Here is a 21,930-nt window from a genome sequence, read left to right as displayed (position 1 = left end):
CAAAAGGCAGGCGTGCGGGCACTCATTGCCAAAAAAGTTACACTCCTTACAGGATACTAGTTTAGCCAGTCAAGACGGCATAAAAATGAAGGAAATATGGAGTAACCGTCAGCATTGTCCTAATAAGTTGCAGATTTGTGCATGCCCGCCTTATAAGAGACTTAATCCGGCATATAGCCAATACGTTTTGGCCTATTTCTCGGTTTGGCGCTAATAATTACCCTGCGAATCATTAATTCCCTTGGAGCATACAATGAGCAACAGAGAACTGGGCCGTTCGGGCATTAAAGTACCGGCATTGACCTTCGGCGGTAACGTGTTTGGTTGGACTGCCGATCGCGAAACCTCTTTCAGCCTGCTGGATGCGCTGGTGGAGAACCAGCTCAATTTCATCGATACCGCCGACGTGTATTCCAGTTGGGCGCCGGGCAATCAGGGCGGAGAGTCGGAGACCACCATTGGACAATGGCTGAAAAAAACCGGTAAGCGCGACCAGGTCATCATTGCCACCAAAGTGGGCAAGCCGATGGGCGAAGGCAAACAGGGGCTGTCGCCGCGCTATATCCAGCAGGCGGTTGAGGATTCACTGCGCCGTTTGCAGACCGATTATATCGACCTTTATCAATCGCATGATGACGACCGGGACACGCCACTGGCAGAAACTCTGGCGGCGTTTGATGCGCTGATCAAGGCCGGCAAGGTGCGAGCGATAGGCGCTTCCAACTATCAGGCCGATCGTCTGGAAGAAGCACTGAACGTCAGCGAGCGGGAAGGGTTGGCGCGTTACGAAACCCTGCAGCCGGAATACAACCTGTATGCGCGAGAAGGCTATGAGCAAGGGCTGGAGGCGGTGGCGCAGCGCCATGGACTGGGCGTGATTAACTTCTTCTCGCTGGCCAGCGGTTTCCTGACCGGCAAATATCGTAGCGAGCAAGATATCGGCAAGAGCCAGCGTGGCGACAGAGTGATTGGGCAATATCTTAATCCGCGCGGTTTAAAAATTCTGACGGCGTTGGATAGCGTTGCGGTGAAGCACCAGACTTCACCCGCGCAGGTTTCATTGGCCTGGCTGATAGCGCGGCCCAGCATTACTGCACCGATCGTCAGCGCAACCTCGTTAACGCAGTTGGATGAGTTGGTTAGCGCTACCCGTCTGCGGTTGGATGCTGAGGATATCAGCACCCTGAACCAGGCCAGCGCCTGGTAATCGGGTTAGCTGCGCACGGCGTTAATCAATGACAGCAACTGCGTCAGGCAGGCTTCAACGGTGCGCCCAGCGGTATCAATCGTCACCACCGGTGTGCTCCAGGGCGTGTAATCATGGGCGGTGACACTTTCCCAATTGGGCAACCGTAACCCGGCAATATCACCGTCGCGGGTTTCGACTCGTCGGCGGTGTTCCGTACGGTTGGAACAGACCACTTCAATATCCAGGCAGGCAGTGCCAGCCCGTAGTGCAACGCTATGCCAGTCCTCACGCGTGACCGGCAGCGGATTGACTGAGTCGGCAATCACGGTGTGACCCAGGCGCAGGTTATCTTCGGCGACGCCATAAGCGGCAAAATATCCCGCCGGGCCAATGTCATTAGCCAGAGCTCCGCTGTTGCGGATCGCTTGTTCAAGGGTATCGATTCGCAGATGCATTGCGGGTAATGCGCTAGCCAGCGCTCGCGCCAGTGTAGTTTTACCGCTGCCCGGCAGACCGGAAAAAACGATCAGCATTGTTGCTCCCGCCAGTTTTGTTGTGTCAGCCGATACAGGACATGTTTTTGCAGCGGATGGCCCTGCGGCAACCGTGGATGCAGGAAGTTTTCACCGCTGGAAGTCATGCCAATACGTTCCATAACCCGGCGTGATGGCCCGTTGTTTTCGGCGGTAAAAGACACTACTTCAGCTAAATCCAGCCGTTCGAAAGCGTAGCACAGTGCGGTGCGGGCGGCCTCAGTGGCGTAGCCTTTTCCCCAGTGCGCTGCCGCTAACCGCCAGCCGATTTCTACGCAGGGAGAGCAGGGCAGATCATCCGCCGGGATCGCCAGCCCGACAAAACCGATAAAAGGCGCGCCGTCTTTTTCTTCCACCGCCCACAAACCCCAACCGTTCTGCTGCATGAATTGACGAATTTTATCAGCCTGCGCGTGGCTTTGTTCGGCTGTCAGCGGGGCAGGGAAATAACGCATCACCTGGGGATCGGCGTTGAGGGCGGCGAATGCCGGCAGATCTTGGTCGCGCCAGGCGCGCAATAGCAACCGGTCGCTTTCCAGGGGGAGTATTTCATACATCACTGACCTCCAATGACCAGGGGCGCGGCAGGCCGCGCCCTCGGACGATTAACGGAACAGCGTTTGCGCCCAGCGTGCCAGCCCGGCGGTGACCGAGCCAAAATCGTTGCCCCCAACGATAGGAATGCCCGGCAACTGCTGTTGCAGCGCGGCGCGCAGCAGCGGTGAACGTGCGCTGCCGCCGGTGAGATAAATCACCTGTGGCGCGGTCTGGCTGCTGGCTAGTGCGGCGCTGACCTGTTCCTGAATACGCAGTAGCGGCTGCGAAATAGCCTCGGCAAGCTGATCCTGACTGATGGTTTCCGTCAAATCAGCCTGGACGAAAGCCAGCGGTGCGCTGATGTTTTGCTGTGCGGACAGGGCGATTTTACTCTCCTCCGCCGCGCGCACCAAACGGTAGCTCAGACGTTGCTGGTGAACTTTCAGCAGGCGTTTGACCTTTTCCGGCTCGGCGGCATCGCGGATCAGATCGCGCAGCATGCGGCCGTTGGCGACGCTGTAAAAGTCGTTCTGCGCCGGCACGTCGTTGGTGGCGACGGCGTTCCAGTAAGGCAGCGCAGGCAGGGCGATACCCTTGCCGGTTTCGCCGCCCATGCCGAACAGTGGCATCAGCTGTTTGAATGCCAGCATGATATCCAGGTCGTTACCGCCCACGCGGCAACCGCTGTGCCCCAGCAGGCTTTGCTGGCGTTCGGCGCGGTCACGCCATTGTGGCCCCATCAGCAGTACCGAGCAGTCGGTGGTACCGCCGCCGATGTCTACCACCAGCACGGTTTTCTCTTCGGTCAGCGTGGCTTCGAAGTCCAGCCCTGCCGCGACCGGCTCGAACTGGAATTCAATGTCTTTGAACCCGGCACGCTCGGCAGCGCGTTGCAAAATGCCCTGCGCCTGCTGGTTGGCATCTTCACCGCCCATGCCCTGGAAGTTGATCGGGCGACCGATGACCGCCTGACTGATGCTGTCCTGCAGGACGTTTTCCGCCTGGCGCTTGATGTGGAACATCATGGCACACACCAGATCTTCAAACAGCGCGATCTGCTGTGGCTTCAGGCCGTTGGCGCCGAGGAAGGATTTCGGTGAACGAACAAAATACACCTCTTCCGGATCTTCAACGTAGTGTGCCAGCGCTTGCAGGCCGAAGAGCACGCTGTTGCTGGCGACCGGGATGTCTTCTTCACGGTTGTAGTTGATTGCCCGGCGCAGCAGTTGCTGGTTCTCTTCGCTGCCGGTGGGCACTTGCCAGTGACGGTGCAAGCACTCGCTCACGGCTTCACGCGTCGGTGCGCACAGCATCGACGGCAGATAGGGTTCGTTGTTTTCCAACGTCAGCAGCTCGGGGCCGTTATCACGCATCACTGCAACGGAACAGTTGGCCGTTCCGTAATCGAATCCAATAAACATGTCTTTTCTCACTCCCCATGCCGATGAAGGGGGGCGACTTTACCCGAGACTTGTCCCTCGGGCAACGTGCCAGCGCATAACTGACGAAAATTTTAGCGACTAACGGGAGCGCGTGCTTAACTTAATGTCCGAATCCCGCACGTCAGCGCACCAGCCGAGTCGCATAATGAACAAAAAACTGACCCCGAGCCTAGCCATGAAAAACCAACAACAGGCGCTGTATCAGGCACTGAGTGCGCGCGATCGTAAATTCGACGGCCGCTTTTTTGTCGGCGTTTCTTCGACCGGTATTTATTGCCGCCCGGTGTGCAGTGCCCGCACGCCGAAAATCGAGAACTGTACCTTTTACCCTAGCGCGGCGGCGGCAGAGCTGGCCGGGTTTCGCCCCTGCCTGAAGTGCCGGCCGGAGTTGGCGCCGGGGCTGGCGTTGATTGATCTGGGCAATCGCTATGCCCAGGTGGCGGTACAGTTGATTGAACAGGGCTATCTGTCGGAGCACAGCTGTGAGCAACTGGCCGCGCGGTTGGGCATTTCCGACCGCCACCTGCGGCGTATCTTTGCCGATCAGTTTGGCGCGTCACCGATTGATTATGCCCAGTCGCACCGGCTGTTACAGGCCAAAAGGCTGCTGGCGGATACCGATATGCCGCTAAGTGAGGTGGCGTTTGCCGCCGGTTTCGGCAGCCTGCGACGTTTCAACGAGTTGTTCAAGGCACGCTACCGGCTGATCCCCTCGGCGCTGCGCAGCAGCAGCGGCCGTAATGAACGCACCGTCGCCAGCGGGCTGGTCTTTCATCTGGGTTACCGGCCGCCCTATGACTGGCCGCGTATGCTGAGTTTTTTGCAAACCCGTGCGGTGAGCGGAGTGGAAAAGGTGGAAGGGCAACAGTATCTGCGGGCGATCGCCATCACCCAGGGCGGCATTGATTATCACGGCTGGGTCAGCGTGCAGCCGGAAGAGAGCCACAATCGAGTGCGGGTGGAGATTGCCCCCGCCCTCAGCCGGGTGACCACGGAAGTGCTGCGTCGCATCCGCCAGCTGTTTGATCTGGACGCGGCGCCAGATCTGATCGTCCAGGCCTTGGGGCGGCTTGCCGCCGATGCGCCGGGCCTGCGTTTGCCCGGCTGCGTCAACGGCTTTGAGCAGGCGACCCGGGCGGTGCTTGGGCAGTTGGTCAGCGTCAAGATGGCGGCGACCTTTGCCGGACGCATGGCTGAACGCTGGGGAACGCCGCTGGCACAGCCTTACGCCGGCATTACCCATGTGTTCCCCAATGCCGAACAGGTGGCGCGGTTGCAACCCGAGGAACTGCGCCCGCTGGGGGTGCAACTGAAACGCGCAGCGGCGCTGATCGCCATCGCACGGGCGGTCACCGAAGGGCGGTTACAGTTGGAAAACGTGCTGGATATTGAGCAAGGGATCAAGGCGCTGACCGCGTTGCCGGGGATTGGCAGTTGGACGGCCTGTTACATCGCGATGCGCGCCTGGTCATGGCCGGACGTGTTTCTGACAGGGGATTATCTGATCAAGCAGCGCTTTCCTGGGATGACGCCACGCCAGATTGAAAACTATGCCGAACGCTGGCGGCCCTGGCGCTCTTACGCCACGCTGCATCTGTGGCATAACCAGGGTTGGGTGCCGTCAACGGACACTGACGAGTAGCCGAGTTATTCTTCGGCAGCAATCAGCGCCAGCAGGCTGTCGATCCCTTCACGCATCAGGAAGGTGAGTACTTTCTCGCGCTCGCTTTCGCTCAGGTGATAGTAATACTCAACCCAGACTGCCAGCGGATCCTGGCGTTCAAGCTGATATTCAGCAGGATCTTCTTGCAGTACCAACAGGCTGCGCGCGCCGATCGGCAGGCTATTGATGTGGTATTCCACCGCTTTGCCCTGCACGCCTTTTCGGCGGCGACTGATCCAGCCTTCGCGGCGGGCCATCAAATTGATTCCCTGCGGCGAGGAGGGCAGTCCTGCAATGCCGGTAAGCTCTCTGGCGGCAAACCACTCGTTTTTCATAGCCATTATCCCTGAGCAATCACGTTTAAAGATGGTGGTGGAAATTAACGCGCGTGCTGATTTCCGTATCGAGGTTTTGTTCAAACGATTAACTCTAACTCGTTAGTTATACCACTAACCTCAGGTTGGCTAAGCAAAAAAAACGTGATCGGGGGCATGTGGCCAATGACGCCACGGCCTGAAAGACAGGAGAATGGGGCTGAATGGAGGGGGACGGTGTTAGTGAGCGGTAGCAAAAGCCGGCGTAACCGCCGGCCATCAGAGATTACAGCAGGAAGAGGGTGGCCAGACCGAGGAAGATAAAGAAGCCGCCGGTGTCGGTCAGCGCGGTAATCAAGACGCTGGAACCGACCGCCGGATCTCGTCCCATTTTTAGCATCGCCATCGGGATAACCACCCCCATCAGCGCCGCTACCAGCAGGTTGAGGATCATCGCCAGCGTCATTACCCCGCCCATCGCCCAATCGCCATACAACAGCCAGGTGACGATGCCCATGATACCGCCCCAGACCACGCCGTTGATGATGGCGACCCCCAGTTCCCTGAACATCAGGCGGGAGATATTGCCGACTTCGATTTGATGCAGGGCCAGTGCGCGAACGATCATGGTGATGGTCTGGTTACCGGTGTTGCCGCCGATACCGGCGACAATCGGCATCAATGCCGCCAGCGCCACCAGTTGTGAAATGGTGTGTTCAAACAGGCCGATAACGCGCGAAGCGATAAATGCGGTACACAGGTTGATCGCCAGCCATGCCCAGCGGGTTTTCACCGCTTTGCTTACCGGGGCAAACACGTCTTCTTCCGGGCTTAAGCCCCCCATACGGCGCAGGTTGCTGTCGCTTTCCTCGTTGACCACGTCAACGATCTCTTCAATGGTCAAGCGGCCCATCAGCTTGCCTTTGGCATCGACCACCGGGGCGCTGATCAGGTCATAACGTTCGAACGCGCTGGCTGCAGCCTCGGCTTTCTCTTCCGGCAGAAAACGGGTGGGATCGCTGTCCATCACCGCCTGTACCAGAGTTTCCGGGTCATTGAGCAGCACCGCGGTGAGCGGCAACTCACCCAATAGCGTATTTTTACGGTCGGTGACAAAGAGCTTATCGGTGGCCGCCGGTATGGTTTTGCGCAGGCGCAGGAAGCGATGCACCGCACCGAGGGTGACGTCCGGGCGCACCGTGACCAGTTCAAAATCCATCATCCAGCCGACGGTGTCCTTGCCGTAGTGGATCATCTCGCGCACCTGAGCGCGCTGCTCCGGCTCCATCGAGGTCAGCAGGCGGCCCATCAGGTTACGCGGCAGGTATTGCGCCAGATAGGCCTGTTCATCAACGTCCAGCGTTTTGATGGCTTTGAGCAGGTCTTTATCGCTCATTTCTTCGATCAGGCTGTCCCACACCGGCTCGGCGACTTCCACCAGTGCCTGGCCGCGCTTGGCGTTACCCACCAGCCGCCACAACGCCAGACGTTCGTCCTGCGGTAGCGCTTCGAGCAAGTCAGCCAAATCGGCGGCATGCATATCGTCGAGCAGGCCGGTAATTTCAGCGGTCTGGTTGAGCAGCTCACTTTTGCTAAGGGCGTTTTCGTCACCCGGTCGGCCGAGAATGCCGTCGACCAGGTCTTTGTTATTTAACAGCAGAGAAATAATGCGCTGGCGGTGCTCAGCGACTTTTTTAACATTATGCGTTGCGGCTGACATGATATTCCTTACTGGCACTCAGGGGTCCTTACAGACAAGCTCTGAACAACAGAGAGCTTAGTGAATGCAGACGTCATTTTTATGAAATGGCAGCAGAAGCTGAGGAATAAGTAAGGGGCCTGGCATGCCGAAACGCCGGCAGGCTGCTTAACTATTCGCAAGCCCTGCAAAGTAGCCTGGGTCTTTGAAGTCAGGGAGCGGTGCCCTGGTTTTCGCCGCCTGTTTCGGTGGTTGTTTGATAAGGGGCGAGCTTTTTTTCCTGATGATGGGGTACTGCGACCACCGCAGCATACAGCAGACGGCCAACCAAAATGATAAAGCTGACAAACAGTACTATTTTTGTCATCTGTCCGGTGGTTTTTTTACGCATATATCACCCGGCATGCCGGTTTCCTGTGTCATTCAACGACGGTGAAAGCCGATAAATTGTAAACGGAATTTTAGCTATCGATGACAAATATTGTCCATTTATTTCCGGTTGGTACCGTCGGATATTTCACTTATGTTTAGCAAGAGTTTTAGTTTGTCTATTGGATCATGGACTTAAGAAAATACCCAAAATAGGCTTACACATATTTACCCAACTTTTCCTCCATGATTGATCGCAGTCAAACCCTTGCTGACCCTGCCGCATAAAATTCCACTCCATTCTCCTGTCGCATATGTTACTTTCACTTTGCCTCATGAATGGATAGAGGTACGTAAAGGAACCTGCCTTATTACCTGAACGCGCGAATGGAATTGCGCCCTGACGGACTCGTTATTTTTATGGTTAAGCCAATATTCTGGAAGCATTTACGCGAGCGCTGGTGGGGTTATCCCCTCATCTGGGGCTTGTTGTTGATCCCGTTCGCCGGTTGGTTGTCGCCGCGCATTATGTTGCCAGAGGGCAAAGTCTATCTGCTCTATCTGCCACTGGCAGCCTGCATTGCGTTGTTGATGGTCTACGACTGGCGGGCGCTGCCGGGCATTACCCTTGCCATCATGGTGCGATACGCGAGCCGACTGGGGCTGGAGAGCGGCATATTGGTCACCTCGTTGTACCTGCTTTGTCTGATCCTGTGCTGGTTGGGCTATCGCAGCCAGACTCAGCGTCGTTGGTGTGCGGCCCCCGGCGTACCGGCATTGGTCAAAGCGAGGTTGATCTGGTTGGTGGTGCTGCCGGCGTTGCTGTTTGTCTTCGGCCTGAAACTGCTGGTCGCTCTGGCCCAATTGCCTGACGAACTGGGGATGATGCCCGGTAATAGTGATTATTTGTTGGCCCTGGTCAATTTTCAGGCGCTGCTGCTGGGTTGCCTGTCCGCTATGCCGCTGTTCTACTTTATGTTGCGCCTATTGAACAAGCCCAGGTTCGCACTGACGCTGTGGCGACGTTTTGGCCGTGAAATGGCTCCCCAGGCCGATAAAAAAGAGTTGTCTCTGTGGTTGCTGGTGCTGGTCAGCATGGTGGCCTTGCTGTCTTACTACGCCAAAAATTCCAATCCTCTGCTGCTGGGGGGCTATGGCCTGATCCTGTTGCTGCCGGTGATGCTGTATGGCGCGATGCGCTTTGGCTACCAATTCAACTGCATTATCTGGTCTTCTTCGCTGCTGGTGCTGTTTTTCCATTATCCCGGTTATGCGCAGCGCGACAATTTATTGCATAACCTGGCAGTCATCTCTTCGATGATGGTGGTGTTTACCCTGTGTATTTACCTGATGTCGGCGCTCAATACCCGCCAGCGATTAAGTCATGCCAGGGCGCAAAGCGCTGCGCTGCAAGATCCGGTGATTGGCTTGCCTAACCTGCGCGCCCTCAAGCGCGATCTGACCTTGTCATTACCCTCAACGCTGTGTTTCCTGCGCGTTAGCGAGCTGGATTTGCTGAGCCGCAACTACGGTATGCAATTGCGCATTCGTTTCAAACAGCAGTTGGCGGCGCTGCTGCATCAGGTATTGGCACCCGGTGAGGGCGTATATCATCTGCCGGGTTATGATCTGTTGCTGCGGGTGGATGGCGAAGATAGCGAAGAAAAGGTTTTGCAGATCTACCACGCGCTGGAGAAATTCCGTCTGATATGGAACGGGTTGCCGCTCCATCCGCCGCTGGGGTTAGGCTATTGCAGCGTGAATGCGGATTTCGAACATCTCTACCTTCTGCTGGGGGAGCTTAGCTCGTTGGCCGAAGTATCGTTGACCAGCGGCAAACCGGAGAGCGTGCAAAACGGTGGGCAATGGGTACAGGAAGAAATTAAGCGCAAAGTCGAGTTACTGCATGGTGTACAGCATGCGTTGGATAACGATGGGTTCATTCTGATGGCGCAGCCGATCGTGGGCCTGCGCGGTGACCGATATCATGAAATTCTGCTGCGCATGCGCGATACGTGCGGAGAGATCATATCGCCTAATGATTTTCTGCCGGTGGCACATGAGTTCGGCCTGGCGTATCGGCTGGACCTGTGGGTGTTGCGCAATACGCTGAAATTTATGGATCTGTACCGTGCCGAACTGCCCAGTGCGCGCTTCGCGGTTAATCTGTCACCTTCTTCGCTGTGCCGGCCTATGCTGCGCCACGATGTCAACAGCCTGCTGGAGCAGTACCAGATTGAGCCCTATCAACTGACGCTGGAAGTGACCGAATCGCATCTGTTGCAGGATACGGCCTATGCCGGGGCCAATTTGCAGGCATTGCGTGAGATGGGGTGTCGCATTGCGCTGGATGACTTCGGCACCGGCTATGCCAGCTACGATCGGCTGAAGATGCTGCCGGTCGACATGTTGAAAATCGACGGCAGTTTTGTGCGTGACATGCTGACCAATCCAGTGGATTTCCAGGTCATTACGTCTATCTGCAAGGTTGCGCGCATGAAACGGCTGGCGATAGTGGCTGAATATGTGGAAAGCATGGAGCAGTTGGTCGCGCTGAAAGGGGTTGGCGTGGACTATATGCAGGGCTACTTCATTGGCGAGCCACAACCCTTGCTGGCGCTGTTACCGACACCGCGTTGAGTTTGCCCCCCGGCAGGCAGGGGGCGAAAGACTCAGGCAGTACGTTGCTCGTTTTGGGTCTCTTCTTCTTCGCAAATCAGCTTCCAGCCGACGACGTCATTCCAGTAGGCCTGCTCACGTTCAAGATCCAGTTGTACCAGGTTGTTTAACGCCAGATAACCGGCCGGGAAACGCAGCGTCCAGTGATTATCGTCAGTACTCAGGCGCAGCGTCTCGGGTGTGGTGGTCGACTGACGCTGGTTATTGAGCAGGGTGCTCAAACGCAGCAGTTGGATCAGCGGCAGGTAATGCTTTTTCTTGAACAGGTTCAGCCGCGGCAGTTCTTCCAGCTTGATACCCTTACGGTGGAAACGCACCAGCGCCGCCAACAGCAACTGCTGCTCCTGATTAAAGCCGGGCAGGTTGGTGTTTTGTAGAATATAGGCCGAGTGGCGATGCATGCCGCTGTGGTTGATGCTCAGCCCCACCTCATGCAACATGGCGGCCCATTTCAACAGCGCTTCCAACTGCGGATTCGCCAGCTTGGTGTTTTGCGCCATCCATTGGGCGTACAGCAGTTCGGTGGTGTCCAGCACCCGCTTGGCCTGCTCACGGTCGATATTGTAGTGATCGGCCAGGCTTTTGGCGGTACGGCTGCGGATATCCTGATGGCGGAAACGGCCCTCCATTTCGTACAGCACGCCTTCGCGCAGCGCGCCGTCAGAAAGACGCAGGTCGCGGATTGCCAACGCGTCGAATACGCCGCACAGGATAGCCAGACCCGGTACAAACACCGACTGACGGTCTTCCGACAGCCCCGGCAGACTCAGGGAGCTGAAGCTTTTAAACTGCAACACCTGCTCCGTCAGCATCTCCAGCCGTTCCAGGGTGATCAGGCCGTCTTTTTCGCCCATCGCCACCAGCACTTCGTGTGCGGCCTTGATGGTACCGGACGCGCCCAGAGCATACTGCCAACCCTGAATACGGTACTGCCAGGCCAGGGTTTCCAGCTTCTGTGCCGCTGCCAGGCGCGCACGCTTGAAATTGTTTTTGCTGATTTCACCGCCCGGGAAAAACTGCTGGGCGAAACTGACGCAGCCCATACGGCGGCTTTCCGCCAGCAGCGGCTCAAAGTCTTCACCGATCACCAGCTCAGTAGAACCACCGCCGATATCGATCACCAGCTTGCGGCCTTTTTCCGGCTGGGTGTGCTCCACACCCATAAAGATCAGACGCGCTTCTTCCTGTCCGGCGATGATTTCAATCGGGTAGGGGATCACTTTAGCTGCACGTTTGAGAAACACTTCCGCGTTAACGGCCTGACGCAGGGTGTGAGTACCGACGATGGTGACGTTATCCGCCGGGAAGCCCTGCAGCCGTTCGGCAAACAGCGCCAGGCAGGCTAGTCCACGTTCTATTGCCTCTTCACTGAGCACATTGTTGCTGTCCAATCCATCGGCGAGGTGGACCCGTTGTTTTAAACGGCCCAATACCTGTAAAGCGCCGTTGACGACGCGGGCAATCACCATATGGAAGCTGTTCGACCCGAGGTCGATGGCAGCAATTTCCTGCGGTTTATTTGTTGCAGTGCTTTTTAGCGGCATAGTTGCTGGCCTACTGTCCTGGTTGTTCCAGAGCTTTTAAATACTCGTAAATGGCAACCTGAGAACGGACTTTACGGCGGTTGCCGCGCGGTACGTACTGGTTGCTCAGTTCTTTATCGAGGTAACGTGCCTTGACCGTGTCGCTGAACAGAATTTCCAGAATATCCAGAACTCGTTGTTTCAGCGTTGGATCCAGCAGCGAGACCGCGACTTCGATGCGGTAATCTATGTTACGGGTCATCCAGTCGGCAGAGGACAGATAAACCAGTTTGTCACCTTTGTTTTCGAAAACGTAAACCCGGTCGTGTTCCAGATAGCGGTCGACGATGCTGATTACTTGAATATTGTCACTGATCCCCGGCAGGTTGGGAATCAAAGAACACATACCTCGCACCAACAGGCGGATTTTTACACCGGCGCCGGATGCGGTATATAACCGATCTACCAGCCCTTTATCCACCAGATTGTTGATTTTCAGCATAATACCGGCGGGAAGCCCGGCCTCGGCATTGGCAATTTCCCGGTCGATTAACTCATACAGCTTCAGGCGCGAGTTCTGCGGCGACACCATCAGGTTGTCGAAGGTGACCGGCCGGTACGGGTTTTCGATAAAGTTAAACACCCGACGCACTTCGTTGGTGATGCGTGAGTCGGCGGTCAGCAATGAATAGTCGGTATAAATACGCGCGGTTTTCTCGTTAAAGTTGCCGGTACCGATATGAGCATAGCGCACAATCTCGTCGCCTTCACGGCGTGAGATCAGGAACAGTTTGGCGTGGATTTTCAGGCCTGGAGCTGAGAAGATTACGTGCACGCCGGCTTCCGTCAGGCGCTTGGCCCAGTGGATGTTGGCCTCTTCATCAAAACGTGCCTGCAGCTCTACCACCACTGTGACTTTCTTGCCGTTGTGGGCGGCGTGGATCATCGATTCGATAATACGTGAGTCTTTCGCCACGCGGTAAATATTGATTTTTATCGCCAGCACGCTAGGGTCAAATGACGCCTGACGCACCAGTTCCAGCACGTGTTCAAAGGTGTGGTATGGGTAGTAAAGCAGCACGTCCTGTTCGCGGATGGCGTCAAAACCGTTGCGGAACTTTTCGAACCAGGTATGGCGCAGGCGTGGCAGCGGTTTGTTGACCAGATTGGCCTTGCCGACGTTCGGGAAGCCGATAAAGTCTTTAAAGTTATGATAGCGGCCGCCGGCGATCACCGAGTCATAGTTGGAGATACCCAGCTTGCCGCGCAGCAACTCCACCATTTCATTCGGCATGTCGCGCTGATAAACAAAACGTACCGGCTCGGCGGTCAGGCGCTGTTTCAGGCTGGAGGACATCAGTTCCAGCAGGCTCGATTCCATCTCAGTGACCAGATCGTATTCCGCGTCGCGGGTCATTTTCATCGAATAGGCATTGAGCGCGTCGTAGTCGAAGAAGCCCTTGAAAATATCGTCCAGGCAGTAGCGCAGAATGTTGTCCAGCAGGATCATCGGTTTGCGACGGCGCGGGGCTTCCGGCGGCAGGTTGACGAAGCGCGGCACCTTATCGGACGGGATCTCCAGCAGCGCATAATCGATGCGTATGCCGCGAATAATCTCCACCGCCAGATAGGTGTAATCGTCTTTCAGGAACTGCACCAGGTTGGTTTCGTGATTGATCAGGATGGGCGTGATGTGCTGACGCAGATGCTGCTTGAAGTATTGTCGCAGCCAAATTTGCTGGTTCTCCGACACCTGACGTTCGTTGATCAGGAAGATCTGATTACGCGCCATTTCCAGCAGCAAATCGTTATACAGGCTGTCGAATTCTTGATCGGTTTTTAATACCTTGGCCTGGATCTTTTTCAGCAGATGGCGTGAAGCGCCGCCAGAGCCTTGCTCTTCGCTGATCAGAATGCGTCGTTTGAGATCGGCAAAGCGGACCTTATAGAACTCGTCAAGGTTATTGGAGTAAATGCCCAGAAAACGCATGCGCTCAATCAGGGGATTGCTCTTATCTGCGGCTTCCTGCAATACGCGTTCATTAAAGGATAACCAGCTTAGTTCTTTTTCGATGTAGAGCTTTTCCTGACCCATTGCCACTCCAGTTCAATTTTAGAAAAGGATCCGGGACGCAGCCCGGATGCCGCTTCAGTGTCCTTCATCATTATTGCGAGAGATTGACAGGAAAGTCCAACATATCCATTACCCTGGCGCGAGGCATTTTAAGGCGTAAAAATATTTTCTGCGGCGTTGGGACTGCGTGACATTACCAACTGGCATAAAATGCCGCATTTCATGCTTTGTGTTTATAGATGTGATCGGGTTTATCATCATTTTTCAGCAATATATGTGATTAATAATGCTTATGTGTAGCCTAAAGTTCGACGCACTCGGCGGGCAACTTTGTCATGCAAACGTCATAAAACTGACATAAGATGCCCGGTTATTCTATGGCGCAAGCCTGCTTACATCAGCGACAGCGAGAGACATGGCACAGACTACGGTAAACCAACATCCCCGGGATCGGCTGCGTGCGCGCATCGACCGTAGCGTGCAGGCGGCCGTGACCGTCAGCGGGCTGCTGGTGCTGATGACGTTAATGCTGATCTTCGTTTACCTGCTGTTTGCGGTGCTGCCGCTGTTTAAACCGGCGGCGATGGGGCAGGCAAAGCCGTTGCCGATTAGCGCCACCGCGCCTGCGCTGGCGCTGGGTATGGATGTGCAGCAGCGTATCGGCTATCGCATTGATAAGCAGGGTGCAGGGCAGTTTTACTCCCTGACGCAGCAGGATCCCGCCGGCACCGGCAAGCCATTAACGCAGCAGCCATTGCTGACCAAACCGGCGTTGCTGACCCAGGCGGCCGGGGAACGTGACCTGTTTGCTCTGGCGCAGGCCGATGGTCGTTTTATCATCGCCAGTGCGGATTTTGCCGCTGCGAGCACCTCTGCACCACAGTGGCTATTCCCACTGGGGCAACGACCATTGGCGCTGGATAAACAGGGGCGGCCCCTGGCATTGTTGGCACTGTCCGAAGCGCGGCACGGGCAGTATCTGCTGGCCGGGGTTACCGAAGACCGGCGTTTGGTGTTTGGCCGTTTTGGCAGCGACCAGGCGCCGCAGCTCAGCGAAAGCCCGCTGGAGAGCGCGGTACAACAGTTGGTGCTGACGCCGGACGGCCGTCAGTTGTACCTGCTGTCGGGTAACCGACTGGCGCGCTATCAAATTAACGACACTCAGTTACAGCTTAAAGAAACGCGTATTCTCGGCGATCGCACTCCTTATCAACTGACGGCCTTGCCCGGTGGCAGCGCCTTATTGATTGAAGCGGCTGACGGCAGCCTGCGTGAGTGGTTTGATGTTGAAAAAGGGCAGCGCTGGCAACTGACGCCGGTGCAGCATTTCGACCATCAGTCCGAACCACGGGATTTGCTGGTGGCTGAACCTTATCGTCGGGTGTTCGCCACACTGAGGCCCGACGGGGGCTTCTCGCTGTTTTCCAGCATTCAGCCACAGCCGTTGTTGAATGGCCGGTTGAGCACCGGGGTGCAACAGATGGCGTTTGCTCCACGTGGTGACGGCCTGCTGCTGGAAACGGCGCAGGGTTGGCAGCATTATCCGATCGATAATCCTTATCCCGATGTCACCTGGCGCTCGCTATGGCACAAGGTGTGGTATGAAAATTACCCTGAGCCCGCCTATGTTTGGCAATCCACCTCCGGTGAGGACAGCTATCAGGCCAAGTTCAGCCTGATGCCGGTCATTTTTGGCACCTTCAAGGCAGCGGCTTACGCCATGCTGTTTGCCATTCCGCTGGCATTGGCCGGGGCTATTTATACCGCCTATTTCATGTCGGCCGGGCTACGGCGGGTGATCAAGCCGGCGATCGAAGTGATGGGTGCACTGCCAACGGTGGTGATTGGGCTGGTGGCCGGTATCTGGCTGGCACCGGTGATTGAACACTATCTGCTGACGGTGCTGTCACTGCCGCTGTTGTTGGCGACAGTGGTGCTGGCCTGCGGCGCTCTGGTGAACAAGCTGGCACCGCGCCGCTTGCCGCCGGGCATGGATCTGCTGATCCTGCTGCCGTTGATGATATTGACCGTCTGGTTGGCGTTCAGCGTGGGGCCGTGGCTGGAGGTAAAACTGTTTGGCGAGCCGCTGCATTTTTGGCTGGGCGATGATTACGACCAGCGCAATGCACTGGTGGTGGGGGTGGCAATGGGGTTTGCACTGGTGCCGATCATCTTCTCACTGGCGGAAGACGCCTTGTTCAGCGTGCCGGCTACCCTGAGCCAGGGATCGCTGGCGTTGGGTGCGACCCAGTGGCAAACCGTGATGCGGGTGGTTCTGCCATCGGCCAGCGCCGGTATTTTTTCGGCACTGATGATCGGCTTTGGTCGTGCGGTGGGCGAAACCATGATTGTGCTGATGGCGACCGGCAACACGCCGGTGATCGACGGTAGCCTGTTCCAGGGCTTGCGCGCCCTGGCGGCCAATATCGCCATCGAAATGCCGGAGGCGGTGGCCGACAGCAGCCATTATCGGGTGCTGTTCCTGACCGCACTGGTGCTGTTTATTTTCACCTTTGTCTTCAACACGCTGGCGGAGGCGATCCGTCTGCGCCTGCGTGAGCGCTATACCCTGAATCAGGAGGCGCCATGAGGCTTTGGGCCAAGAGCGGCTCGCCCTGGATCTGGCTGACAGCCGGATCGGTGGCCGTCAGCCTGCTGGCGTTGATCGGCATTATGCTGCTGCTGGCCGGGCAGGGGATGCGCTATTTCTGGCCCAGCCCGGTCTACCAGTTTGAACTCAATCAGAGCGCCGCAGGATCGGTGACCATGATTGGCGAACTGTACCAACAGCAGAGCATTCCGCGCCGTCAATTGCAGGAGTCCGGGGTTGCCTTGCCGCCAGCAGATGCACAGAGTTTTGAGCGCTATCTGATCAAAGTGGGTAATCGTGACAGCGAAGGGCAGGACTTCCGCACGCTGCTGGCCGGTGACATTCTGAGCCAAAGCACGCCGCGCAATTTGCTGGTACTGGAACGCAACAGTAATGGCACCGCCTATGGTTATCTGGCGGGCATGCTGGAGGACGGCCAGCCGTTGACCGGGCGTAATCTCAGCCAGGCGCTGTTGCAGCGTTTGCCGCAAATTGCCGCGCTTTCCCGTCAGGCGCATGATATTCAGTTCCGCGATATGGCGCGTATCAACCAACGGTTTGATGCGCTGCGCCTGCGGGAGAAAAGCCTGCAGCATGACGACAAGCTCGACGCCCGTGCGCAGGCGTCCATCAACGCTGAGAGACTGGAACTGCAACGTCAGTATCGGTTGTTGTCTGACCGACTGGAAGGCTTGAACCGCGATCGTCACCGTGATGCGCTGCTGCTGCGTGATATGCACGGCCAGGTTCATACTATTGCGCTCAGCCAGGTGCGCGATGCCTGGTATCCCAATGCGATGAATACCACCCAGAAGCTGGTGCACTGGGGCGAGCAGGTCAAGAAGTTCCTTACTGACAGCCCACGTGAGGCCAATACCGAAGGCGGCGTATTCCCGGCCATTTTTGGCACGGTGCTGATGGTAATTCTGATGTCGATTGTGGTGATGCCGTTCGGCGTCATTGCCGCGGTTTATCTGCACGAGTACGCCGGTAATAATTTGCTGACACGGCTGATCCGTATTGCGGTGGTGAATCTGGCCGGCGTACCCTCGATTGTCTATGGGGTATTTGGTCTGGGCTTCTTTGTTTATATGATTGGCGGCACGCTCGATCAACTGTTCTTCCCGGAGTCGTTGCCCAACCCGACCTTTGGCACGCCGGGCGTGCTGTGGGCGGCGTTGACGCTGGCGCTGCTGACCTTGCCGGTGGTGATTGTCGCTACCGAAGAAGGGTTGTCGCGCATTCCTGCCTCATTGCGTCAGGGATCGCTGGCATTAGGTGCCAGCCGGGCGGAAACGCTGTGGCGCATTGTTCTGCCAATGGCAGCACCTGCCATGATGACGGGGTTGATCCTGGCGGTAGCACGCGCCGCTGGAGAGACCGCACCACTGATGCTGGTGGGCGTGGTGAAATCCGTGCCGGTGTTGCCGGTGGATGATATTTTCCCGTATCTGCATCTGGAGCGGAAGTTTATGCACCTGAGCTTCCAGATTTACGATATGGCCTTCCAGAGCCCGAGCGTAGAAGCCGCCCGGCCGCTGGTGTTTGCCACCGCCTTCCTGTTGGTGGCGATCGTGGTGGGGTTGAATCTGGCGGCGATGGGCATCCGACATTCGCTAAGGGAGCGGTATAAAGCATGGTCGCAGTAACAATGAAGCTATTGCTGGAGAGTGCCCAATGGGTTTGATGACGCCAGGCAGTTTGCCCCGGCTGGATGTCCAGCATCTTGATGATGAAGATACCGCGTTGGCGGTAAAGGATCTCAAGTTGTTTTATGGTGAGAAGCAGGTACTGCACGATATTTCACTGCGTATCCCGAAACACCGGGTGACGGCGCTGATCGGCCCCTCCGGCTGCGGTAAATCGACGCTGCTGCGTTGTTTCAACCGCATGAATGATTTGGTGGACAACTGCCGGATTGAAGGCGAACTACAACTTAACGGCCAGGGCATCTCTGGAACGCAGATCGACGTTGCGGCGCTGAGACGGCGGGTCGGCATGGTGTTCCAGCGCCCGAATCCCTTCCCGAAGTCGATTTATGAAAACGTGGTTTACGGCCTGCGGCTGCAGGGCGTGCGCGATCGACGCATCCTTGATGAAGCGGTGGAACGTTCGCTGCGTGCCGCAGCGCTGTGGCACGAGGTAAAAGACCGGCTGCGCGAGAACGCGTTTCGCCTTTCCAGCGGTCAGCAACAGCGGCTGGTGATTGCGCGGGCAATCGCCATCGAACCGGAAGTGCTGCTGCTCGATGAACCGACCTCGGCGCTGGATCCGATCTCTACGCTAACCATCGAAGAGCTGATTTCCGCGCTAAAACAGCACTACAGCGTGGTGCTGGTGACGCACAACATGCAGCAGGCGGCGCGAGTATCCGATTACACGGCGTTTATTCACCAGGGCCGATTGGTGGAATATAACGACACCGACGACATCTTCACCTCACCGCGCCAGCGCCGTACCGAGGATTATATTACCGGGCGCTATGGTTGATTTATTGTAGGGGTCAGGGTCAGAAGCCGGTTATTCCTGATTATGACTGGATCATATTCGGGGTCAGGGTCAAGCAAGGTAATGTGAAGGTGTTCGCAACTGAGAATTTATCAAAACAAGCAATCTTTGATTACGCGCAGTCACTGACGGGTGGAAAAACATTGTTGGAGATAAGAACTAACGAGCTTTGGACCGTTGTTTTGAACGAGAAAACGGGTGAAAAACTAACCCTTAGGAAAATTTCAAGCAGTAAGGAAGATACCAAAGCACGTTGGACAATTGATATCCTTGGTAATGAACAGTTGGGTGAGCTTCAAGGTAAAGTGAAGAAAAGAATAGAAATCAAGTTTCGGTGAGGATTTCCATGTTGTATAGCGACGATAAATACAAATTGTTTAGTGAAGAGTTAGAAGGGTCATCTATTGGAACCGTATGGTCAGCTATGAGAGCTGACAACTTTGATAGAGAAACATTATCTTATGAGGAGAAAGTAGCCTACTTTTTAGAACTTATTCAGCTTCTTATGAAATATGGGAAAATAAAGTTAGCAAAACACGGTAAACTCCTAGAAGGCAACATTGAATATCAGGTAACACTCTACAAAGCTGCATTCCCCAAGACGGAAGAGGAATGGAAAGCCAAAAATGAAGATATTTGGTTTTATGATGAGGATTGCCCTGGCGGCATTGTCTGGATCCATGATAACGGCTATGAAGATTGGACCTGAGTAGTTGTCAGCGTGCAGAGAACGCCGTGTCGGCAACAACGGGTCGGTTATTCGGTTGGTAGTGTGGCACGCCAGGCGCGAGTCTCTCCACTCGGCGATATCGCTGGTATCGCCAACCACACTACCTGCTGGGTGTCGTCGGTAAATCTGTCAGCCATGCAGTGGTCGCCGGCGTAGCGGCGGAAATCGGACGTGGTGACGGCAAGGGGGCGGCAGCCGGGGCGCTGGCGGCAGAACTGGCTGGCGTTATTATGCAAAGCACGTTGTTCGAACCGGCCAACCTCAATGAAAAAGAACGCCAGCTGCTGCGTCTGCAGGAGGCGATGAATGGCAACGAGGTTAAAGAGCAAACGGCACGTGTTATCGGTGCGCTGAATAATAATGAAAATTACAGAGTCGCTCTATGATGAAAGAACAAGAGCATTGGAAGGTATGTCTATAGGTGCTCTTTGGGAAGTCAGTTGCCCAGATGAGGACATTTGGAATGATGCCTTCCCTTTTGAAGAGAAAAAAGAATATTTCTTTGCGTTTCTTCAACGCTTGCTCGAAGACGGGAAGATCAAACTGGCCAGCCGAGGCAAATTCTTGGAGGGAAGTGTCGCTGAGCAGATTGCACTGTATTGCGAGAGGTTTCCTAAAAATCAGGAGGGAATGGATGCCGATGCCTTCGACGGATTCTGGTTTCTGACAGAGGAATGCCCCGGCGGCATTGTCTGGATCCATGATAACGGCTATGAAGATTGGACCTGAGTAGTTGTCAGCGTGCAGAGAACGCCGTGTCGGTTATTCGGTTGGTAGTGTGGCACGCCAGGTGCCAGTCTCTCCGCTCGGCGATATCGCTGGTATCGCCAACCACACTACCTGCTGGGTGTCGTCGGTAAATCTGTCAGCCATGCAGTGGTCGCCGGCGTAGCGGCGGAAATCGGCCGCGGTGACGGCAAGGGGGCGGCAGCCGGGGCGCTGGCGGCAGAACTGGCTGGCGTTATTATGCAAAGCACGTTGTTCGAACCGGCCAACCTCAATGAAAAAGAACGCGAGCTGCTGCGTCTGCAGGAGGCGATGAATGGCAATGAGGTTAAAGAGCAAACGGCACGTGTTATCGGTGCGCTGACCGGTGCTTTGACTACCCATACGCCAGAAGGGGCTTACAGCGCTGCGGACAGTGCGCAATCTGTCTACCGTTACAACATGACGGAACATATGTTGCTGCAGTATGCGCTGGATAATCAGAAAGATATTTTGGCCGCTGATAAAGGCGATGTTGCTGCGGCAAAACGTGTTGTGGCTCGCCGAGAAGCTGCCGCAATAGTGGCGACCGTTGGTGGCGGCGGTCTGGTACTTACTGCGGGGGGGATGACGCTGGTGGGAGCTGCGCCAGAATTAGTTCTGGCGGCACGATTGGCGATTGCCGGTTGCAAAACCAACCCCGCGCTTTGCCTGAACCAGGCCGGAATTTTTGCCGCAGACATTGTGGCGCCGGAGGCCATAATTGGAACGGGAGCCGTCACTACCGGCAGCACGCTGATCTTGGGGAAAACCGAGGATAGCGTGAAGAAGCTAACGCAGCAGTTGGTGAAGACTTCTGATGAGTTGTATAAAACCAAAACCTTCAATGCTCAACCGGTCGCAGATTTCATCAAGGGCGAAACGGCTGAGGGTGCCAATCTGTCGACCAAAACGGCGAATTACCTGCGAGATATTCAGAAAACCAACACAGATCAGTTGGTCAAGCTTTTCGATAAAACGGAGGTAGATGGCAAGGTAAATGTTTTTGGAAAATCAATACAGCAAGTTTTAGGTGATGGTGGGAGTAACAAAAAAGGAACAACAAAAGTTTTTGCGTCCGAGACGCTAACAGATAAGGAAATCTATGATTATGCTCAGTCACTTACTGGAGGTCTTCCCCTTAAAGAGGTAAGAAACTCGAAAGGGGTTGTTTACTTTGCTAAGTTTGATGGGAAAATAGTCAATTTAAGAAACTACTCTTCAAGTTCGCAAGAGTCGAAAGCTCGATGGACCATTGATATTATAGGAAATAAGAATATAAATACAATGTCTAAACTTTCTGATAATAAGTTTGAAATAAAATTTAGATAGGTGA

Annotated in this window: 19 protein-coding genes; 11 read left to right on the top strand and 8 right to left on the bottom strand. The window is 55.6% G+C overall.

The features are described from left to right. The first annotated feature begins 253 nt into the window (after nucleotides 1-253). Nucleotides 254-1,207 (top strand): aldo/keto reductase, encoded by a 954-nt coding sequence (locus M2406_RS19250; protein WP_259191038.1) that lies wholly within the window; start codon nucleotides 254-256, stop codon nucleotides 1,205-1,207. Nucleotides 1,208-1,212: 5 nt separating this feature from the next. On the opposite strand, the gene M2406_RS19245 is transcribed toward M2406_RS19250, so the two are convergent. The 3 genes from M2406_RS19245 to yegD are packed head-to-tail and all read right to left on the bottom strand — an operon-like array spanning nucleotide 1,213 to nucleotide 3,680. After that, nucleotides 1,213-1,722: an AAA family ATPase gene (locus M2406_RS19245; protein WP_181574775.1), complete on the bottom strand. Its 510-nt coding sequence runs from the start codon at nucleotides 1,720-1,722 to the stop codon at nucleotides 1,213-1,215. After that, nucleotides 1,716-2,279 (bottom strand): GNAT family N-acetyltransferase, encoded by a 564-nt coding sequence (locus M2406_RS19240; RefSeq protein ID WP_259191037.1) that lies wholly within the window; start codon nucleotides 2,277-2,279, stop codon nucleotides 1,716-1,718. Before M2406_RS19240 ends, M2406_RS19245 begins: the two co-directional genes overlap by 7 nt. Nucleotides 2,280-2,327: 48 nt before the next feature. After that, complete coding sequence (gene yegD / locus M2406_RS19235; protein ID WP_012146257.1) at nucleotides 2,328-3,680, bottom strand: molecular chaperone; 1,353 nt, start codon at nucleotides 3,678-3,680, stop codon at nucleotides 2,328-2,330. 166 nt (nucleotides 3,681-3,846) lie between these two features. On the opposite strand from yegD, the gene alkA reads away from it, so the two are divergent. Continuing rightward, the gene (gene alkA, locus M2406_RS19230; RefSeq protein ID WP_218217443.1) at nucleotides 3,847-5,343 is read left to right on the top strand and encodes a DNA-3-methyladenine glycosylase 2; all 1,497 of its coding nucleotides are present in this window, start codon (nucleotides 3,847-3,849) and stop codon (nucleotides 5,341-5,343) included. A gap of 5 nt (nucleotides 5,344-5,348) precedes the next feature. Here the strand turns inward: alkA and M2406_RS19225 are convergent, their stop codons facing one another. The 3 genes from M2406_RS19225 to M2406_RS19215 form a co-directional block, all read right to left on the bottom strand. After that, on the bottom strand, nucleotides 5,349-5,699 hold the full coding sequence (locus M2406_RS19225; protein ID WP_012146255.1) for a DNA-binding protein: 351 nt from the start codon (nucleotides 5,697-5,699) through the stop codon (nucleotides 5,349-5,351). Nucleotides 5,700-5,964: 265 nt separating this feature from the next. Further along, a complete protein-coding gene (gene mgtE / locus M2406_RS19220) occupies nucleotides 5,965-7,398 on the bottom strand; it encodes a magnesium transporter (protein WP_012146254.1) in 1,434 nt (477 codons plus the stop codon). Nucleotides 7,399-7,588: 190 nt separating this feature from the next. Continuing rightward, nucleotides 7,589-7,768 (bottom strand): YfgG family protein, encoded by a 180-nt coding sequence (locus M2406_RS19215; protein WP_012146253.1) that lies wholly within the window; start codon nucleotides 7,766-7,768, stop codon nucleotides 7,589-7,591. 398 nt (nucleotides 7,769-8,166) lie between these two features. On the opposite strand from M2406_RS19215, the gene M2406_RS19210 reads away from it, so the two are divergent. Next, nucleotides 8,167-10,386 carry a GGDEF domain-containing phosphodiesterase gene (locus tag M2406_RS19210; protein WP_259191036.1) on the top strand — a complete coding sequence of 740 codons (2,220 nt, stop codon included), beginning with the start codon at nucleotides 8,167-8,169 and terminating at the stop codon, nucleotides 10,384-10,386. A gap of 32 nt (nucleotides 10,387-10,418) precedes the next feature. On the opposite strand, the gene ppx is transcribed toward M2406_RS19210, so the two are convergent. Then, nucleotides 10,419-11,969, bottom strand: a complete 1,551-nt coding sequence (ppx, locus tag M2406_RS19205) for an exopolyphosphatase (protein WP_012146251.1) — start codon at nucleotides 11,967-11,969, stop codon at nucleotides 10,419-10,421. A 10-nt stretch (nucleotides 11,970-11,979) separates the two neighbouring features. After that, nucleotides 11,980-14,043, bottom strand: a complete 2,064-nt coding sequence (gene ppk1 / locus M2406_RS19200) for a polyphosphate kinase 1 (RefSeq protein ID WP_012146250.1) — start codon at nucleotides 14,041-14,043, stop codon at nucleotides 11,980-11,982. Nucleotides 14,044-14,437: 394 nt separating this feature from the next. Between ppk1 and M2406_RS19195 the strand changes: the two genes are divergently transcribed. The 8 genes from M2406_RS19195 to M2406_RS19160 all read left to right on the top strand — a co-directional run bounded on the left by M2406_RS19195 (nucleotide 14,438) and on the right by M2406_RS19160 (nucleotide 21,926). Continuing rightward, nucleotides 14,438-16,612 (top strand): ABC transporter permease subunit, encoded by a 2,175-nt coding sequence (locus M2406_RS19195; protein ID WP_259191035.1) that lies wholly within the window; start codon nucleotides 14,438-14,440, stop codon nucleotides 16,610-16,612. Then, on the top strand, nucleotides 16,609-18,261 hold the full coding sequence (pstA, locus tag M2406_RS19190) for a phosphate ABC transporter permease PstA (protein ID WP_259191034.1): 1,653 nt from the start codon (nucleotides 16,609-16,611) through the stop codon (nucleotides 18,259-18,261). Before M2406_RS19195 ends, pstA begins: the two co-directional genes overlap by 4 nt. 28 nt (nucleotides 18,262-18,289) lie before the next feature. Continuing rightward, nucleotides 18,290-19,102 (top strand): phosphate ABC transporter ATP-binding protein PstB, encoded by an 813-nt coding sequence (pstB, locus tag M2406_RS19185; RefSeq protein ID WP_012146247.1) that lies wholly within the window; start codon nucleotides 18,290-18,292, stop codon nucleotides 19,100-19,102. Nucleotides 19,103-19,191: 89 nt separating this feature from the next. Continuing rightward, complete coding sequence (locus M2406_RS19180; RefSeq protein ID WP_259191033.1) at nucleotides 19,192-19,458, top strand: hemagglutinin; 267 nt, start codon at nucleotides 19,192-19,194, stop codon at nucleotides 19,456-19,458. Between the two features lie 8 nt (nucleotides 19,459-19,466). Continuing rightward, nucleotides 19,467-19,829 carry a DUF596 domain-containing protein gene (locus M2406_RS19175; protein WP_012146245.1) on the top strand — a complete coding sequence of 121 codons (363 nt, stop codon included), beginning with the start codon at nucleotides 19,467-19,469 and terminating at the stop codon, nucleotides 19,827-19,829. 161 nt (nucleotides 19,830-19,990) lie between these two features. Then, entirely contained in the window at nucleotides 19,991-20,236 is a 246-nt protein-coding gene (locus M2406_RS19170) for a hypothetical protein (RefSeq protein ID WP_012146241.1), read from the top strand. Beyond that, nucleotides 20,211-20,579: a DUF596 domain-containing protein gene (locus tag M2406_RS19165; RefSeq protein ID WP_041418648.1), complete on the top strand. Its 369-nt coding sequence runs from the start codon at nucleotides 20,211-20,213 to the stop codon at nucleotides 20,577-20,579. The genes M2406_RS19170 and M2406_RS19165 overlap by 26 nt, the downstream gene beginning before the upstream one ends. A 147-nt stretch (nucleotides 20,580-20,726) precedes the next feature. Then, nucleotides 20,727-21,926, top strand: a complete 1,200-nt coding sequence (locus M2406_RS19160; RefSeq protein ID WP_259191032.1) for a DUF769 domain-containing protein — start codon at nucleotides 20,727-20,729, stop codon at nucleotides 21,924-21,926. Nucleotides 21,927-21,930 lie beyond the last annotated feature (4 nt).

Source organism: Serratia sp. BIGb0163 (genome assembly GCF_024809935.1).
Classification (GTDB): Bacteria; Pseudomonadota; Gammaproteobacteria; order Enterobacterales; family Enterobacteriaceae; genus Serratia; species Serratia quinivorans.
The sequence above is the reverse complement of the archived record's forward strand: the minus strand, read 5'-3'. Positions and strand labels throughout refer to the sequence as shown.